Raw genomic sequence first — 16,565 nt, forward strand, 5'->3', positions numbered from 1 at the left:
GGGTTCAGTGTCGTACCAAGAGGAGGCAGACCCGTGGCCGAGGAGCTCACGCCGGAGACCCCGGAAGAGACTGAGGAACAGGCGATCAAGCAGCGGAAGAACGGCCTGTACCCGGGCGTCTCCGACGAGCTGGCCGAGAACATGAAGTCCGGCTGGGCCGACACCGAGCTGCACGGTCTGGAGCCGATCGCCCAGGCCGACCGGACCGCCGCCCGCCGCGCCGCGCTCTCCGCCCGCTTCCCGGGCGAGCGCCTGGTGATCCCGGCCGGCAACCTGAAGACCCGGTCGAACGACACCGAGTACAGCTTCCGCGCGTCGACGGAGTACGCCTACCTCACCGGCGACCAGACGCATGACGGCGTCCTCGTCCTGGAGCCCACGGCCGACGGCCACCAGGCGACGATCTACCTCCTGCCGCGCTCCGACCGTGAGAACGGCGAGTTCTGGCTCGACGGCCAGGGCGAGCTGTGGGTCGGCCGCCGCCACTCCCTCACCGAGGCCGAGCAGCTCCTCGGCATCCCCGCGAAGGACGTGCGCGAACTCGCCGGCGCCCTGCGCGAGGCCACCGGCCCCGTCCGCAACGTCCGCGGCCACGACGCCGGCATCGAGGCCGCGCTGACCGACAAGGTCACCGCCGAGCGCGACGAGGAACTCCGCGTCTTCCTCTCCGAGGCCCGTCTCGTCAAGGACTCCTTCGAGATCGCCGAGCTGGAGAAGGCCTGCGCCTCCACCGCCCGCGGCTTCGAGGACGTCGTCAAGGTCCTCGACAAGGCCGAGGCCACCAGCGAGCGCTACATCGAAGGAACCTTCTTCCTGCGCGCCCGCGTCGAGGGCAACGACATCGGCTACGGCTCCATCTGCGCCGCCGGCCCGCACGCCACCACCCTGCACTGGGTGCGCAACGACGGCGACGTGCGCTCCGGCGACCTGCTGCTGCTCGACGCCGGCGTGGAGACCACCGAGCTCTACACCGCCGACATCACCCGCACCCTGCCGATCAACGGCCGGTACACCGAGCTCCAGCGCAAGATCTACGACGCCGTGTACGAGGCGCAGGAGGCCGGCATCGCCGCGGTGAAGCCCGGCGCCGCCTACCGCGACTTCCACGACGCCGCCCAGCGCGTCCTCGCCGAGAAGCTCGTCGAGTGGGGCCTCGTCGAGGGCCCGGTCGAGCGCGTCCTGGAGCTCGGCCTCCAGCGCCGCTGGACCCTGCACGGCACCGGCCACATGCTCGGCATGGACGTCCACGACTGCGCCGCCGCGCGCACCGAGGCCTACGTCGAGACGACCCTCGCGCCGGGCATGTGCCTGACCGTCGAGCCGGGTCTGTACTTCCAGGCCGACGACCTGACCGTGCCGGAGGAGTACCGCGGCATCGGCGTCCGGATCGAGGACGACATCCTCGTCACCGAGGACGGCAACCGGAACCTCTCGGAGGGGCTGCCCCGCCGCGCCGACGAGGTCGAGGCGTGGATGGCCTCGCTGAAGGGCTGATCCCGTCGTACGTTGGATCCGAGGGGCCCTCGCCGACCGACCGGCGGGGGCCCTTCCCCATGCCCTCGATCGGCCGTGCGGCTCAGGCCGTCACGCCATGAGGAGGGAAGGGGTGTCCTTCCACTTCAGGATCTTGTCGAAGCTGACCACCGCGCCGCCCCGGCCCGACCTGTTGCCGAAGTGCACATGGTCCGCGAGCTCCTCGATCAGCCGCATCCCCCGGCCGTTCTCGGCGTCGTGTGAAGCCGTCGGCACCTCGGCGCCGGGAAAGCCCGGACCCGAATCGGCCACCTCGATCCGGCAGGTCTCGCCGTCCAGGTACGCCGTCACCCGGTACGCCCCCGTCGGCGCCCCGTGCGGACGGCCGCGCCCGGCGCCGCCGCCGTGCTCCACCGCGTTCGCACACGCCTCGGTCAGCGCTACCGACAGCTCGTAGGACACGTCCGGATCGACGCCCGCCGTCTCCATCGTCCCCATCAGAAGCCGCCGGGCGAGCGGCACGCTCGCCGCTTCGCGCCGCAGATGGAGTGACCACCAGATGCTCATGCTCCAGCCTCCTGGAAGCGGCTCGACATACCGATACGTATTGCCGGACACCACCCTTCGTAAGCCCCCGGGCGCGACAAGAGCGCTCGTTCGGCGGATGCATTCGCCCAGTGCGCCGGTGTATGTCACCCCGAAGGCCCCCAAGAACGACCTTCTGGACCTGCCGCATGCCGGCAGGGCCCCTGGTGCGATGATGGGCCCGCCATGAATGCCCCCGCGCTCGCTCCACGGCTGCTGAGGGCCGCGGTGTTCACCGCGGTCTGCGTCGTGCTGTCCGCGCTCGGGCACGCCCTGGCCGCCTGCGCGGGGATCGCCCTGTGGACCCTGCTCGCCGGGTTCCTCGGTGTCTTCGGTGTGACCGTTCTCTTCACCGGGCGGGAGCGGTCCCTCGGCGTCGTCGTCGGCGCCCTCGCCGGCGGACAGCTCGGTCTGCACGTCCTGTTCGGCCTCGGCCAGCGCCGGCTCGGCCTGAGCCCCGAGGCGGACGACGCCCTCATCCGGATGGCGGCCCGGCTGGTCTGCGGAGCGGGGACGGCGTCCCTGAACTCCGTCGACGCCGCCAGGATCCTCCGCGACGCCGGAGTCGACCCGGCCACCGCCTCGGCCGCCCACGCCCACGCGGGGCACTCGGCCGCCACGGCGGCCACGCCCGCCGGTGAGCTGCTGCCCGGGCTGCCCATGGTCCTCGGCCATCTGCTCGCCGCCCTCGCCGCGGGCTGGCTGCTGCGCCGCGGGGACCGGGCCCTCAGCCGCCTCGTCGAGCTGTCCGAGCAGGGTGCGACGGAGCTCGCCGAGTGCGCCCTCGTCCGCTCGCTGCGGGCCGCGCTCCGTCTCGTACGGGCGATGCTCACCGGGCTTTCGACGGCTCCGCGCACCGGGCCGCGGCAGGCGGTCCGTACGACCTTCGGCTCCTCGCCACCGCCGGTGGCCGAGGCTCTCGAGGACACGGTGATCAGGCGCGGCCCGCCGGCCGCCGACTGCGTCCTCGCAGCCTGACGCGGGCCCGACCCGGCCCGACGCAGGCTGCCCCGGCCTGACGCGGGCCGACGCAGTCCGCCGCGGTCCGCTCGACAGGAGCGGGGGCCGCGCTCGTCCGCACGCCCGTGGAGGTTCCCTCCCTCCGGCGTGCCGGACCCCACCGTCGTTCTCCGAGCTGGAGTGTCTTCTGCCATGACCGTTTCCCGTCTCACCTCCTCCGCTTCCCGTGTCGCCCTCGCCGGTGGCATCGCCCTCTCCTCCGTCGTGCTGCTGTCCGGCACGGCCTTCGCACACGTGAGCGTGCAGCCGCAGGGCGAGGCCGCCAAGGGCGGCTACGCGACCGTCAACATCAAGGTCCCGAACGAGCGCGACAACGCCTCCACCGTGAAGGTCGAGGTCAACTTCCCGCTCGACCACCCCCTCGCCTCCGTCATGCCGCAGCCCGTCCCCGGCTGGAAGGCCGAGGTGACCAAGAGCAAGCTCAGCAAGCCGCTGGAGCTGCACGGCAGGACGATCAACGAGGCCGTCTCCAAGGTCACCTGGACCGCCGACGGTTCGAAGATCGGCCCCGGCCAGTTCCAGCAGTTCCCGCTCTCCCTCGGCCAGCTGCCCGAGGACGCCGACCAGCTGGTCCTCAAGGCGATCCAGACGTACGACAACAAGGAGGTCGTGCGCTGGATCGAGGAGCAGAAGGAGGGCGCGGAGGAGCCGCAGAACCCCGCCCCCGTCCTGAAGCTCTCCGCCGCCTCCGCCGACCACCACGGCGGTGCCGCCGCCCCGTCCGCCTCCGCCGCCCCGTCCGCCTCCGCCTCGGCGGACGAGAAGGCCGGTCACGAGGACGAGACGGCGTCGCACAAGGAGACGGCCGCCGCCGACTCCTCCGACACCACGGCCCGGATCCTCGGCGTCCTCGGCATCCTCATCGGTGTCGCCGGTGTCGCCTTCGGTGTCCTCGCCGGCCGCCGCCGCTCGCTCTGACAGCCGGCCGCACCTCACCCCTTCAGACTCCGGAAAGAAGCGGAAAGAAACAGCATGTCCGCAGAGAAGACATCCTCTCCGAGCCGCCGCACCCCACTGATCGTCGCCGCGGTCGCCATCGTCGCCGCGCTCGGCATCACCGCGGCCGTCGGCCTCGGCGGTAACGACGACAAGGCCTCCGGCCAGGCTTCCGGCGCGGTCGCGGAGGTCTCCGGTGGCAGCGACTCCACCAAGGCCGCCACCGTCCTCGACCGGCCGTTCACCAAGCCCGCGCTCGTCCTCACCGACACCAAGGGCGAGAAGTACGACCTGCGGGAGCGCACCAAGGGCAAGCCGACGCTCATCTACTTCGGCTACACCCACTGCCCCGACGTCTGCCCCCTGACGATGAGCAACATCGCCATCGCCAAGAAGCAGCTGCCCAAGGCCGACCAGGACAAGCTGCAGGTCGTCTTCGTCACCACCGACCCCGAGCGGGACACCTCCGCCGAGCTCGCCAAGTGGCTGCCGGCCTTCGGTGACCCCTCCTTCACCGGTCTCACCGGCGCGTTCTCCACCATCCAGGCGGGAGCCCGGCAGATCGGCATCGGCATCGACCCGCCGAAGAAGGAGAAGGACGGCAAGGTCGTCTCCATGCACGGAGCACAGGTGATCGCCTTCTCGCCCACGACCGACCAGGGCTACGTCCTGTACGGCGAGGACGCGTCCGTCGACGACTACGCCAAGGACCTGCCGAAGCTCATCAAGGGGGAGAACCCGTGAACCGCCGCACCACCACCCTGTCCGCCGCCGTCGCGCTCGCCGCCACGCTCGCTCTGACCGGGTGTTCGTCCTCTTCCGACGGCGGGACGCCCGAGCTGAAGGTCAGCGGCGCGTTCATGCCGCAGCCGGTGACGGACATGGCCGGCGGCTTCCTCACCATCACCAACGACAGCGACACGGCGGACAAGCTCACCTCCGTCACCAGCCCGATCTCGGACGACGTCACCATCCACGAGACGAAGAACCAGAAGATGCAGGAGGTGAAGTCCTTCGACATCCCTGCGGGCGGCACCCTCTCCCTGGAACGCGGTGGCAACCACATCATGTTCATGGAGCTGAAGACGAAGCCCAAGCAGGGCGAGAAGGTCAGCATCGAGCTCCACTTCGAGAAGTCCGGCCCGATCAAGGTCGAGCTTCCCGTCGAGGCCGCCACCCACAACCCGCAGAAGCACTGAGCGCGTTGACGGAGTTCCGAGAGAACTGACGGAGTGACCCAGAGATGACAACCACCGCCCCGCGCCTCGGTACCGCCCTGGGCCGGCTGCTGATCCTCGCGGCCGCGCTGCTCGGCACGCTGCTCGCCGGCGCCGCCCCCGCGTCCGCGCACGCGGCGCTGACCGGAAGCGATCCGAAGGACGGGGCGGTGGTCGCCACCGCTCCCAAGGAGGTCAACCTCACCTTCTCCGAACAGGTCGCCATGAGCGGCGACTCCATCCGGGTCCTCGACCCGGCGGGCCGGAGGGCCGACACCGGCGAGATACGCGACCTGTGCAGCGGTTCCGTCGTCCGCTACGGGGTGGGGCTGCGCGCCGGGCTTCCCGACGGCACCTACACGGTGGCCTGGCAGACCGTCTCGGCCGACAGCCACCCCATCTCCGGCGCCTTCACCTTCTCCATCGGCGCCCCCTCCGCCACGTCCGTCGCCCTGCCCGACCGGACGGCCGGCGGCGGGCTCGTCGGCGCCCTCTACGGCATCGCGCGCTACCTCTCGTACGCCGGATTCGCCGTCCTCGTCGGCGGCGGCGCCTTCGTCCTGGCCTGCTGGCCGCGCGGCGCGAGCGTCCGGCCCGTCCAGCAGACCGTGGTCCGGGGCTGGCTGACCCTCACCGGCGCCACTCTCGTCATGCTGCTCCTGCGCAACCCGTACACCGGCTCCGGTGAACTCTCCGACGCCTTCGACCTGGCGGGGCTCAAGGCCGTCCTGGAGACGAAGACCGGGGCCGCGCTCACCTCCCGGCTGCTGCTTCTCGGCGCGGCCGCGCTCTTCGTGGCCGTCCTCTTCGGCGCCTACGCCCGGCGCACCGACCCGAAGGAGAAGAAGGACCTCGCCTTCGGGCTCGGCATCGGCGGCACCGTCGTCGCCGCCGGCATCGCCGGTACCTGGGCGCTGGCCGAGCACGCCTCGACCGGCATCCAGCCCGGCATCGCCATGCCCGTCGACATCCTGCACCTCCTCGCCGTGGCCGCCTGGCTCGGCGGTCTCACGGTGCTGCTCGTGGCCCTCTACCGGACCCCGTCCGTCGAACGCGCGGCGGTCGAGCGCTTCTCCAAGGTGGCCTTCGGTGCCGTGGCCGTCCTCGCGGCCACCGGGCTCTACCAGTCCTGGCGCCAGGTCGGCTCCTGGTCGGCGCTGACCGGGACGCGCTACGGGCAGCTGCTCCTCGTCAAGATCGGCCTGATGTGCGTCCTCCTCGGCATCGCGTGGATCAGCCGCCGCTGGATCCAGCGCCTCGCCGACCCGACGCCGGCCGAAACGACCAACGAGGCGGAAGCGACTGAAGCGACCGAAGAGGCTGAAGAGGCCGAAGAGGCCGCCGATCCCGAGCGGGCCGCTCAGCTCGCCCGGCAGCGGGCCGCCGTCGCCACCGCGCGCCGCAAGCGGGAGCGGGACGCCGACCCCGAACGGTCCGGCCTGCGCCGCTCGGTGCTCACCGAGGCCGCGGTCGCCGTCGTGCTCCTCGCCGTGACCACCGTCCTCACCTCCACCGAGCCCGGCCGCACCGAGGAGGAGGCCGCGCGGGGTACCGCCGCCTCCGGCCCGGCCGCCGTGCCCGACCGGCCCGTCGACATCCGGCTGCCCTTCGACACCGGCGGCGTCGACGGCAAGGGCGTCGTCCGGCTGAGCCTCGACCCCGGCCGCGTCGGCGCCAACGCGCTCCACCTCTACGTCGAGCGCCCCAACGGCAAGCCGCTGGACGTCCCCGAGATCAAGGTCGCCCTCACCCTGGAGGCAAAGGACGTCGGCCCGCTGCCCGTCGCCCCCGACCGGATCCAGACCGGACATTGGAGCGCGAGCGGCGTCCAGATCCCGATGCCCGGGGAGTGGCGGATCCAGGTGACCGTCCGTACCTCCGACATCGACCAGACCACCATCGACAAGAACGTGAAGATCGGCTGACCCGTGACCGTGACCGAGAACGACACCCCTGATATCTCCCGGCGACGCCTGCTCGGCACCGTCGGCGCGGCGGGCGCGGCCGGCCTCGTCATCGGCGCGGCCGCCGGCGTCGGAGTCACCGAGGCCGCCTCGGGCGAGGGCGCCACCGCGACCGGAGCGGGTGGCGCCCCGGCGCTGTCCACGGTCGGCGCCACCGAGGTGATGTTTCACGGGAAACATCAGGCCGGCATCACCACCCCGCTCCAGTCCCGGGGTCATCTGCTCGCCTTCGACCTCGCGCCGGGCGCCGGCCGCAAGGAGGCGGTCGCTCTGCTGCGCCGCTGGTCGGCGACGGCGAAGGCGGTGATGTCGGGCGGGGCCCCGGCCGGGGACACCGGGATCGCGCTCGACGCGGGCCCCTCCTCCCTCACCGTCACCTTCGGCTTCGGCCGTACGTTCTTCGACCGCACCGGGCTCGTGGCGCGCCGCCCCGCCGGGCTCGACCCGCTGCCCGCCTTCTCCGCCGACGCCCTGGATCCCCGGCGCTCGGAGGGCGACCTGTGGGTGCAGATCGGTGCCGACGACGCGCTCGTCGCCTTCCACGCGCTGCGGGCGCTCCAGAAGGACGCGGGCGACGCGGCCCGGGTGCGATGGCAGATGAACGGCTTCAACCGCTCGGCCGGTGCCACCGCGAAGCCGATGACCGCGCGCAACCTGATGGGCCAGGTCGACGGCACGGGCAACCCGAAGGTGACCGACCCCGATTTCGACCGGCGGATCTTCGTCCAGGCCGGGGCCACCGGCGCGGAGGAGTGGATGGCCGGCGGCTCGTACGCGGTGGTGCGCCGGATCCGGATGCTGCTCGACGACTGGGAGAAGCTGCCGCTGGACCGGCAGGAGAAGGTGATCGGGCGCAGGAAGTCCGACGGGGCCCCGCTCACCGGCGGTACGGAGACCACCGAGCTGGACCTGGCCAAGGTCGGCCCGGACGGGAGGACGGTCATCCCGGACAACGCGCACTCCCGGATCTCCGCCCCCGAACAGAACGGCGGGGCGGCGATGCTGCGCAGGCCGTTCTCCTTCCACGACGGCATCGGCCCCGACGGGGCGCCGGACGCAGGTCTCCTCTTCGTCTGCTGGCAGGCGGATCCGCTGAGGGGCTTCGTCCCGGTGCAGCGCAAGCTCGACCGGGGCGACGCGCTGTCCGCGTTCATCCGTCACGAGTCGAGCGGCCTCTTCGCCGTCCCGGGCGGTCCCGCCGAGGGCGAGTACGTGGGGCAGCGGCTCCTGGAGTCGTGACGCCCCGAGCGGGCGCCCCGCGCCCTCCGGGCCCATTAGGGTGACGGTATGTCCGCCACCCGGTACACGTATCTCGGCCCCGAGGGCACCTTCACGGAGGCCGCGCTGCGTACGCTGCCCGAGGCCGCGACGAGGGAACTCGTCCCCATGGTCTCGGTGCCGGCCGCGCTCGACGCCGTACGGAACGGGGAGGCCGCCGCCGCGCTCGTCCCGATCGAGAACTCGGTCGAGGGCGGGGTGACCGCGACCCTGGACGAGCTGGCCTCCGGCGAGCCGCTGATGATCTACCGCGAGGTGCTCCTTCCGATCGCCTTCGCGCTGCTCGTGCGCCCGGGGACGAAGCTGTCGGAGATCAAGACGGTGACGGGCCATCCGGTGGCCCAGCCGCAGGTCCGGAACTGGATGCGGGCGCACCTGCCCGAGGCGGTGTGGGAGTCGGCCGCCTCCAACGCGGACGGGGCCCGGCTGGTGCAGGAGGGGCGCTTCGACGCCGCCTTCGCGGGGGAGTTCGCGGCGGCGACGTACGGCCTCGAAGCCCTGGTCACGGAGATCCACGACGCGGAGAACGCCGAGACCCGGTTCGTGCTCGTGGGCAGGCCGGCCCGGCCGGCGGCCCCGACCGGCGCGGACAAGACCTCGGTGGTGCTGTGGCTGGGTGACGATCATCCGGGTGCCCTCCTCGAACTGCTCCAGGAATTCGCGGTGCGCGGGGTGAACCTGATGCTGATCCAGTCCCGGCCGACGGGGGCGGGGATCGGGAACTACTGCTTCGCCGTGGACGCCGAGGGCCATATCTCGGACCGGCGCGTGGGCGAGGCGCTGATGGGGCTCAAGCGGATCTGCCCCAACGTGCGCTTCCTCGGCTCGTACCCGAGGGCGGGCGTCGCGGTCGAGGACGTGCGGGCGCTGCGGCGCGGTACCTCGGACGGGGAGTTCATGTCGGCCTCCGACTGGCTGGCGAGGACCCAGGACGGTCGGGCCTGACCCGATGGTGACGGAACGCTCCCTTCGCCGGGAGCGTTCGTCCACAGGTACGAACCACTAGTCCTACCTGCGTATTTTCACTTTCCCATCGCGGTTATCCACAGGGGTCACCCGCAACCTGGGGACAAGTCGACAGCCCACCCCGACAAGGTCGACAAATCGCCCTAGCCACTCTCCGGCCGGACCTCGCCTGTCCACAGCGCTCCACAGCACCAGAGGGCGCCGCCGTCAGCACTCCCCGCTCGGCCAACTCTTCGGAGCGAGCAATTCCCACCCAAATGAGTGCCTCAATGGCGTTTGATCACGGAATTCCCAGGCTGGGGAGCGGGAATCCGCGCACTCTTTCCCGTGGTCCACAGATTTTCCGCACAGCCTGTGGATAACTAAATGCGCGGCACTCGGCCCCCCGCATTCCACAGGTGGCAATTCGGGCGAAACAGTACGCGTGACGTTAATCGGTGGGGGCGGGCGAACGCGCACCGGTAGCCTGGTGGGGTGATTGACCTTCGCCTGCTCCGTGAGGACCCCGACCGTGTTCGCGCCTCCCAGCGCGCCCGTGGAGAGGACGTCGCGCTCGTCGACGCCCTGCTCTCCGCCGATGAGCGGCGCAGGTCGTCCGGCGTCCGCTTCGACGAGCTCCGATCCGAGCAGAAGGCGCTCGGCAAGCTGATCCCCAGGGCCACGCCCGAGGAGCGCGCCGAGCTCCTCCAGAAGGCCGAGCAGCTCAAGACCGACGTCAAGACCGCCGAGGCCGAGCAGAACGAGGCCGACGAGACGGCCAAGCGGCTCCTGCTCCAGCTCGGGAACATCGTCCACACGGACGTGCCCGTGGGTGGCGAGGAGGACTTCGTCGTCCTGGAGACGCACGGCACCATCCGTGACTTCGCGGCCGAGGGCTTCGAGGCCAAGGACCACCTGGAGCTCGGCGAGGCGCTCGGCGCCATCGACGTCGAGCGCGGTGCCAAGGTGTCCGGCTCGCGCTTCTACTACCTGACCGGCGTCGGCGCCCTCCTGGAGCTCGCCCTGGTCAACGCGGCGATCGCCCAGGCCACCGAGGCCGGCTTCATCCCCATGCTGACCCCCGCGCTGGTCCGCCCGCGCGCCATGGAGGGCACCGGTTTCCTCGGCCAGGCCGCGGAGAACGTGTACCACCTGGAGAACGACGACCTGTACCTGGTCGGCACCTCCGAGGTCCCGCTCGCCGCGTACCACATGGACGAGATCATCGACGCCGACAAGCTGCCCCTGCGGTACGCGGGCTTCTCGCCCTGCTTCCGCCGCGAGGCCGGCACGTACGGCAAGGACACCCGGGGCATCTTCCGCGTCCACCAGTTCGACAAGGTCGAGATGTTCTCGTACGTCGCTCCGGAGGACGCCGAGGCCGAGCACAAGCGGCTCCTGGAGTGGGAGAAGCAGTGGCTGACCGCTCTGGAGCTGCCGTTCCAGGTCATCGACGTCGCCACCGGTGACCTCGGCGCCTCCGCCTCCCGCAAGTTCGACTGCGAGGCGTGGATCCCGACCCAGGGCAAGTACCGCGAGCTGACCTCCGCCTCGAACTGCAACAGCTTCCAGGCCCGCCGCCTCTCCGTCCGCATGCGCGACGAGCAGGGCGGCAAGAAGACCGTGCAGCCGCTGGCCACCCTGAACGGCACGCTCTGCGCCGTACCGCGCACGATCGTGGCGATCCTGGAGAACCACCAGCTGGCCGACGGTTCGGTGCGGGTGCCGGAGATCCTGCGGCCCTACCTCGGCGGCCGCGAGGTCCTGGAGCCGATCGCCAAGTGAGCTCCTTCCCCTACCGCCTGGTCGCGACGGACCTCGACGGCACGCTGCTGCGAGCCGACGAGTCCATCTCGGACCGCACGCGGGACGCGCTCGCCGCCGCGACGGCGGCGGGCGCCGCCCACATCGTCGTCACCGGCCGGGCGGTGCCCTGGACCCGGCACATCCTGGACGACCTCGGCTACGAGGGGATCGCGGTGTGCGGGCAGGGGGCGCAGGTCTACCACGCGGGTGAGCACCGGCTGCTCACCTCGCTGACCCTGGACCGGCAGCTCGCGGGGCTCGCTCTCTCCAAGATCGAGGCGGAGGTGGGCCCGCTGGCGCTGGCCGCGAGCCGCGACGGTCTGGAGGGCGAGGTCCTGATGGGCCCCGGCTACCGGGTCCACGAGGGTCGGCTGCCGTACCTGCCGTACGAGGACCCGGCGGAGCTGTGGGCGGCGCCGCTGACCAAGCTCTACCTCCAGCACCCGACGCTCACGGACGACGAGCTGACCCTGGCCGCCCGTCAGACGGTCGGCGGGCTCGTGGACATCGTCATGGCGGGGCCGGGCGTCGTGGAGATCCTCCCGCTCGGCCTCAGCAAGGCGACCGGCCTCTCGCTGGCCGCGCGCCGTCTCGGCGTGAAGGCCGCGGAGACGATCGCCTTCGGCGACATGCCGAACGACATCCCGATGTTCGGCTGGGCGGCCCACGGCGTGGCCATGGGCAACGCGCACGCGGAGCTGAAGGCGGTCGCGGACGAGGTGACCACCTCCAACGAGGAGGACGGCATCGCGGTCGTACTGGAGAACCTGCTGGCCGCCTGAGCGCCGCAAGCACTCACACACGTTCGAAGGCCCGCTCCCGGTGAGGGAGCGGGCCTTCGCGGGTCGCGGCCCGCGCGGACCGAAGTCCGCGCGCTCGAAGCGGCCGCTCCCGGGGGATCCCCCGTGCCCCCCGTACAACCAGTGTGCGCCGGGCCGCCGTTCGGGGGCGAGCGGTTTTCCGCGGGGGGAGCGTGTACGTCGGCGGCGAGCGGTACGAGGAAGAGAAACCTCAGAAATTGATCATGTGTCCCGCGATGCCGTGGATCGCTTCCTTCACGGCCTCGCCGAGCGTCGGGTGCGCGTGGACGTTCCGCGCGACCTCGTGGACGGTGAGGTCCCACTGCTGGGCCAGGGTCAGCTCGGGCAGCAGCTCGGTGACGTCGGGGCCGATCAGGTGGGCGCCGATGATCTCGCCGTGGGTCCCGTCGGCGATGATCTTGACGAAGCCGGTGGCGTCGCCGAGACCGTGCGCCTTGCCGTTCGCCACGAAGGGGAACTTGGCGACCTTGACGTCGAAGCCCTTCTCGCGGGCCTGCGCCTCGGTCCAGCCGAAGCTGGCGATCTGCGGCTGGCAGTAGGTGGCGCGCGGGATCATCGGGTAGTCGAGCTCCATGGTCTCGGCGTCCCCGATGGTCTCGGCGGCGATGACACCCATGGCCTCGGCGGTGTGCGCCAGCATCAGCTTCGCGGTGACGTCACCGATGGCGTAGATGTGCGGCACGGAGGTGCGGCAGCGGCCGTCGACGTCGATCGCGCCGCGCTCGGTGAGGGCGACGCCGGTCGCCTCGAGGCCGTAGCCGGTGACGTTCGGCGCGAAGCCGATGGCCTGGAGGACCTTGTCGGCCTCAAGCACCTTCTGGGTGCCGTCCTTGCCGGTGACGGTGACGCGGACCTGCGGGCCGGACTCGTCGATGGTCTCGACACGGGTGGAGGTCAGGACGTCGATGCCGAGCTTGCGGTACTGCTTCGCCAGCTCCTTGGAGACCTCCTCGTCCTCCAGCGGGGCGATCCGGTCGAGGAACTCGACGATCGTGACCTTGGTGCCGTAGTTGTTGAGGACGTACGCGAACTCGATGCCGATGGCGCCGGCACCCGCGATGACGATCGACTTCGGGGCGTCCTCGGCGAGGATCTGCTCCTCGTACGACACGACGCGCTCGCTGCGGGCGGTGCCCGGGAGCAGGCGCGGGGTGGCGCCGGTCGCGATGATGCAGTTGTCGAACGTGATCGTCTCCGAGGTGCCGTCGGACTTGGCCACCTGGAGGGTGTTCGCGTCGAGGAAGGTGCCCCGGCCGTCGAACTCGGTGATGCCGTTCTTCTTCATCAGGAAGTGGACGCCCTTGACGCGGCCGTCCGCGACCGAGCGGCTGCGGCGGTAGGCGTCGCCGTAGTCGAAGGTGACGGTGCCGTCGACCTTGATGCCGAAGGTCTTGGCCTCGTGGTTGAAGATGTGGGCGAGTTCGGCGTTGCGCAGCAGCGCCTTGGTGGGGATGCAGCCGACGTTCAGGCAGACACCGCCCCAGTACTTCTCCTCGACGACCGCGACCCGCTTGCCCAGCTGGGCGGCGCGGATGGCGGCGACGTAGCCGCCGGGGCCAGCTCCGAGTACGACGACGTCGAAGCGGTCTGACATGACTGACTCCCGAGGGTGGTGAGGGTGTTCGGTCCGCGTACGGGCCCACAGTAGTCCGGTGTCCCCGGCCCGGTCAGTTGTAGGATGACTGGGCAACCGGGCAAATGGAAGGTCGGAACGGCATGGCACTCAGGGCGGCGGGGCGGACCTCACTGGTGGACTCCGTGGTGGAGCAGCTGCGGACGCAGCTCACGGACGGCGAGTGGGCGGTCGGCGACCGCATCCCGACCGAGCACGAGCTCGCGCAGCAGCTCGGCGTGGGCCGCAACACCGTCCGTGAGGCGGTCCGGGTACTGGTCCACGCGGGCCTTCTGGAGTCGCGTCAGGGCAACGGCACCTTCGTCAGGTCGACCGCGGATCCGGCGGCCGTCCTGCGCGGTGTGCGGCACGCCGGTGCGGCCGACGTCCTCGAACTCCGGGTCGCCCTGGAGGCCGAGGCCGCCCGGCTCGCGGCGGCCCGCCGGGACACCCATGACCTGCTGCGGCTGCGGGCGGCCCTGACCGGCCTGCGCGAGGAGGGCGACCGGGACGCGGACGCGGACCTCGCCTTCCACCTGGCCGTCGTCGGCGCGACGCACAACGCGGCCTTCGTCGAGGTGTACCGGTTCTTCTCCGCACAGGTCCACGAAGTGCTCGTGGAGGCCCTCGGCGACCGGGAGATGCCGCCGGTCGACATCGACGCCCACGAGGCGCTGGTGGCCGCGATCGAGGCGGCCGACCCGGACGCTGCGGAGCGGCAGGCCCGCGAACTGCTGCGGGTGCCGATGGAGACGGTCACCGCGCTCACGGAGCGCTCCTGATGACCGCCGAGACACGTACGGCGGAGACGCGTACGGGGGAGACACCTGCGGCGGAGTCCGAGGCCGCGTCGTCGCGGGCCCTCGTCGACGCCGAGGCCGGGGTTCGGACCTCGGCGGCGGGGGCGGCCGCCCGTAAGGCCCTGCTCGCCCACCCGGCGCTGCTCCTCACCGGGATCGTGCTCGCCTCGCTGAACATGCGGGTCGCCCTCGCGAGCGTGGCCCCCCTGGTCGGCGAGATATCCGACGCCTTCGGGCTCTCCGCGGCGGCCGGCTCCCTCGTCACCTCGGTGCCCGTGCTGTTCCTCGGCGTGGGCGCGCTGGTCGCACCGTGGCTGGGCCGCCGGTTCGGTACCGAGCGCGTCCTGTTCGCGGCGCTCCTCCTGCTCGGCGTCGGCATCCTCGCGCGCGTACTGCCGTCCGTGTACGCGCTGTACGGCGGCGGGATCCTCGTCGGCACGTCGATCGCCCTGCTCAACGTGCTCATGCCCGGCCTGATCAAGCGTGACTTCCCGGGCCGGGCCGCCGCGATGACCTCGGTCTACACGGGCGCGATGATCGCCGGAGCGACGGTCGCGGCGGCGGCCGCCGTGCCGCTGGAGAAGTCGCTGGGCGGCGGCTGGCAGGGTTCGCTGGGCTTCTGGTCGCTGCTCGCCGTGGTCGCCGCCCTCGCCTGGCTGCCCCAGGTGCTGATCGCCCGCGGCCGTACGGGCCACGAGGTACGGGCCGTCCCGGCCGCCGGCGCACGGCCGGTGAGCGTCTGGCGCTCCGCGCTCGCCTGGCAGGTCACGCTGTTCATGGGCCTGCAGTCGCTCTGGACGTACGTGCTGATCGCCTGGATGCCGACGATCTTCACCGACCACGGGATGAGCCGCTCCACCGCCGGTGTCGTCTTCGCCTTCAACAACCTGATCCAGGTCGCGGGCGCGTTCGTGGTGCCGCTGCTCGCCGGCCGGATGCGGAGCCAGCGCCCGCTGATCGTGCTTGTCACCACACTGGTCGCGGCCGGTTACGCCGGTCTGATGGTGGCGCCGGTGGAGGGGGCCTGGCTCTGGTCGGCCGTGCTCGGCGTCGGCCAGGGCGGGGCTGTCGGTCTCGCCCTGACCCTGATCGTCCTGCGCGCCGGGGACGCGGTGACCGCGGCCCGGCTGTCCGGGATGGCGCAGACGGTCGGCTATCTGCTCGCCGCGGTGGGGCCGCTGGCGGCCGGTGTCCTCCACCAGGCCACCGGCTCCTGGACCCTGCCGATCTGTGGAGTCCTCGCCGTCTGCGCGGCGGCCCTCGCCGTGGGACTGTTCGCCGCCCGGGATCGGACGGTGTGAGGGAGGGGGTGCGGTACGGCTCCGGGGTGGGCGTTTCGGGGTGGGGCGTCCGCCCTCGGAGTCGTACCGCTTCTTCCTCGGTTTCTACTCCTCGCCCGCCAGCGTCAGCCGGTTGAGCTTGAAGCCGGCGAACCAGGTCGCCGCGATCGTGACACCCGCGAGGAGCGCCACCGCCGTGGTGAGCCCGACGTCGGAGTTGACCAGGCCGTCACCGGTGACCTTCTGCGCCAGGGCCAGCGCCCACTGCTGGACGCTGAGGGTCCGCGCGCCCGCGATCAGGGAACCGAAGAGCGTCTCCCACACCAGGGCGTAGACCAGGCCGATGACCACGGCGTGCCTGCTGATCGTGCCGAGCAGCAGGAACAGCGCGCTGTACGCGATGGAGGCCACGAGCGCCGCCACCATGTAGGCCACGGCCACCTGCTGACCGTTGCCGTTGAGGATGAAGCCGGCGATCAGCGTCGGCACCGCCGAGAAGACCATCGTGACGGCGATCGCGACGATCAGCTTCGTGAAGATGATCGAGGAGCGCTTCACCGGCTTGGAGAGCAGATAGACGATCGAGCCGTCGTCGATCTCCGGGCCGATCGCCCCGGTGCCGGCGATCACGCCGATCAGCGGCACCATCGTGGCGAGCGCGAAGCCGCCGAGGACGTCGGCCGCGGCCTGGTCGTCCGCACCGCTGAGGACGCGGATCGCCGCCGAGATGAGCAGCAGCATGCCGGGCAGCAGGAAGAGGATCAGGGCCCTGCGGCGGCCGAGGAGGGCCCGGTAGGTGAGCCGGGCGACTGTGGGGTTGTACATCGG

The 16,565-nt window shown here is 71.5% G+C and carries 15 protein-coding genes; 12 read left to right on the plus strand and 3 right to left on the minus strand.

Translation table 11 applies throughout. The features are described 5' to 3' along the window. Window positions 1–33: 33 nt before the first annotated feature. Window positions 34–1,494: an aminopeptidase P family protein gene (locus ACIRB7_RS28905; protein WP_403604132.1), complete on the plus strand. Its 1,461-nt coding sequence runs from the start codon at window positions 34–36 to the stop codon at window positions 1,492–1,494. 90 nt (window positions 1,495–1,584) lie between these two features. Here ACIRB7_RS28905 and ACIRB7_RS28910 read toward each other — a convergent pair whose 3' ends face one another. Beyond that, the gene (locus tag ACIRB7_RS28910; RefSeq protein ID WP_403604135.1) at window positions 1,585–2,040 is read right to left on the minus strand and encodes an ATP-binding protein; all 456 of its coding nucleotides are present in this window, start codon (window positions 2,038–2,040) and stop codon (window positions 1,585–1,587) included. 204 nt (window positions 2,041–2,244) lie between these two features. Between ACIRB7_RS28910 and ACIRB7_RS28915 the strand changes: the two genes are divergently transcribed. The 9 genes from ACIRB7_RS28915 to ACIRB7_RS28955 all read left to right on the plus strand — a co-directional run bounded on the left by ACIRB7_RS28915 (window position 2,245) and on the right by ACIRB7_RS28955 (window position 12,006). After that, entirely contained in the window at window positions 2,245–3,036 is a 792-nt protein-coding gene (locus ACIRB7_RS28915; protein ID WP_403604138.1) for a hypothetical protein, read from the plus strand. Between the two features lie 174 nt (window positions 3,037–3,210). Continuing rightward, entirely contained in the window at window positions 3,211–3,996 is a 786-nt protein-coding gene (locus ACIRB7_RS28920) for a YcnI family protein (RefSeq protein WP_403604140.1), read from the plus strand. Between the two features lie 54 nt (window positions 3,997–4,050). Further along, a complete protein-coding gene (locus tag ACIRB7_RS28925) occupies window positions 4,051–4,758 on the plus strand; it encodes an SCO family protein (RefSeq protein WP_403604143.1) in 708 nt (235 codons plus the stop codon). Then, the gene (locus ACIRB7_RS28930; RefSeq protein WP_403604146.1) at window positions 4,755–5,213 is read left to right on the plus strand and encodes a copper chaperone PCu(A)C; all 459 of its coding nucleotides are present in this window, start codon (window positions 4,755–4,757) and stop codon (window positions 5,211–5,213) included. The genes ACIRB7_RS28925 and ACIRB7_RS28930 overlap by 4 nt, the downstream gene beginning before the upstream one ends. 44 nt (window positions 5,214–5,257) lie before the next feature. Further along, a complete protein-coding gene (locus tag ACIRB7_RS28935; protein WP_403604149.1) occupies window positions 5,258–7,156 on the plus strand; it encodes a copper resistance protein CopC in 1,899 nt (632 codons plus the stop codon). A 9-nt stretch (window positions 7,157–7,165) separates the two neighbouring features. Next, entirely contained in the window at window positions 7,166–8,434 is a 1,269-nt protein-coding gene (efeB, locus tag ACIRB7_RS28940) for an iron uptake transporter deferrochelatase/peroxidase subunit (RefSeq protein WP_403604385.1), read from the plus strand. A gap of 48 nt (window positions 8,435–8,482) precedes the next feature. Beyond that, window positions 8,483–9,418 (plus strand): prephenate dehydratase, encoded by a 936-nt coding sequence (gene pheA / locus ACIRB7_RS28945; protein ID WP_403604152.1) that lies wholly within the window; start codon window positions 8,483–8,485, stop codon window positions 9,416–9,418. Between the two features lie 495 nt (window positions 9,419–9,913). Next, complete coding sequence (serS, locus tag ACIRB7_RS28950; RefSeq protein ID WP_403604155.1) at window positions 9,914–11,203, plus strand: serine--tRNA ligase; 1,290 nt, start codon at window positions 9,914–9,916, stop codon at window positions 11,201–11,203. Continuing rightward, a complete protein-coding gene (locus ACIRB7_RS28955; RefSeq protein ID WP_403604158.1) occupies window positions 11,200–12,006 on the plus strand; it encodes an HAD family hydrolase in 807 nt (268 codons plus the stop codon). The genes serS and ACIRB7_RS28955 overlap by 4 nt, the downstream gene beginning before the upstream one ends. A 229-nt stretch (window positions 12,007–12,235) precedes the next feature. Here ACIRB7_RS28955 and lpdA read toward each other — a convergent pair whose 3' ends face one another. Further along, entirely contained in the window at window positions 12,236–13,639 is a 1,404-nt protein-coding gene (gene lpdA / locus ACIRB7_RS28960; RefSeq protein ID WP_403604160.1) for a dihydrolipoyl dehydrogenase, read from the minus strand. A 122-nt stretch (window positions 13,640–13,761) separates the two neighbouring features. Here lpdA and ACIRB7_RS28965 point away from each other — a divergent pair, with 122 nt between their 5' ends. Beyond that, window positions 13,762–14,439: a FadR/GntR family transcriptional regulator gene (locus ACIRB7_RS28965; protein ID WP_403604163.1), complete on the plus strand. Its 678-nt coding sequence runs from the start codon at window positions 13,762–13,764 to the stop codon at window positions 14,437–14,439. Then, window positions 14,439–15,758 carry a CynX/NimT family MFS transporter gene (locus tag ACIRB7_RS28970; RefSeq protein WP_403604166.1) on the plus strand — a complete coding sequence of 440 codons (1,320 nt, stop codon included), beginning with the start codon at window positions 14,439–14,441 and terminating at the stop codon, window positions 15,756–15,758. The genes ACIRB7_RS28965 and ACIRB7_RS28970 overlap by 1 nt, the downstream gene beginning before the upstream one ends. Window positions 15,759–15,842: 84 nt before the next feature. On the opposite strand, the gene ACIRB7_RS28975 is transcribed toward ACIRB7_RS28970, so the two are convergent. Then, window positions 15,843–16,562: an ABC transporter permease gene (locus ACIRB7_RS28975; RefSeq protein ID WP_403604169.1), complete on the minus strand. Its 720-nt coding sequence runs from the start codon at window positions 16,560–16,562 to the stop codon at window positions 15,843–15,845. Window positions 16,563–16,565 lie beyond the last annotated feature (3 nt).

Origin of the sequence: Streptomyces sp. NPDC093795 (assembly GCF_044764665.1) — a bacterium.
Lineage (GTDB): Bacteria > Actinomycetota > Actinomycetes > Streptomycetales > Streptomycetaceae > Streptomyces.

What these genes read in the sequence shown, in the direction of transcription:
- ACIRB7_RS28975 (WP_403604169.1), bottom strand. Translation starts at nt 16,562, where the DNA reads ATGTACAACCCCACAGTCGCCCGGCTCACCTACCGGGCCCTCCTCGGC.
- ACIRB7_RS28925 (WP_403604143.1), top strand. Translation starts at nt 4,051, where the DNA reads ATGTCCGCAGAGAAGACATCCTCTCCGAGCCGCCGCACCCCACTGATC.
- pheA (WP_403604152.1), top strand. Translation starts at nt 8,483, where the DNA reads ATGTCCGCCACCCGGTACACGTATCTCGGCCCCGAGGGCACCTTCACG.
- ACIRB7_RS28915 (WP_403604138.1), top strand. Translation starts at nt 2,245, where the DNA reads ATGAATGCCCCCGCGCTCGCTCCACGGCTGCTGAGGGCCGCGGTGTTC.
- ACIRB7_RS28970 (WP_403604166.1), top strand. Translation starts at nt 14,439, where the DNA reads ATGACCGCCGAGACACGTACGGCGGAGACGCGTACGGGGGAGACACCT.
- ACIRB7_RS28910 (WP_403604135.1), bottom strand. Translation starts at nt 2,040, where the DNA reads ATGAGCATCTGGTGGTCACTCCATCTGCGGCGCGAAGCGGCGAGCGTG.
- lpdA (WP_403604160.1), bottom strand. Translation starts at nt 13,639, where the DNA reads ATGTCAGACCGCTTCGACGTCGTCGTACTCGGAGCTGGCCCCGGCGGC.
- ACIRB7_RS28965 (WP_403604163.1), top strand. Translation starts at nt 13,762, where the DNA reads ATGGCACTCAGGGCGGCGGGGCGGACCTCACTGGTGGACTCCGTGGTG.
- ACIRB7_RS28920 (WP_403604140.1), top strand. Translation starts at nt 3,211, where the DNA reads ATGACCGTTTCCCGTCTCACCTCCTCCGCTTCCCGTGTCGCCCTCGCC.
- ACIRB7_RS28935 (WP_403604149.1), top strand. Translation starts at nt 5,258, where the DNA reads ATGACAACCACCGCCCCGCGCCTCGGTACCGCCCTGGGCCGGCTGCTG.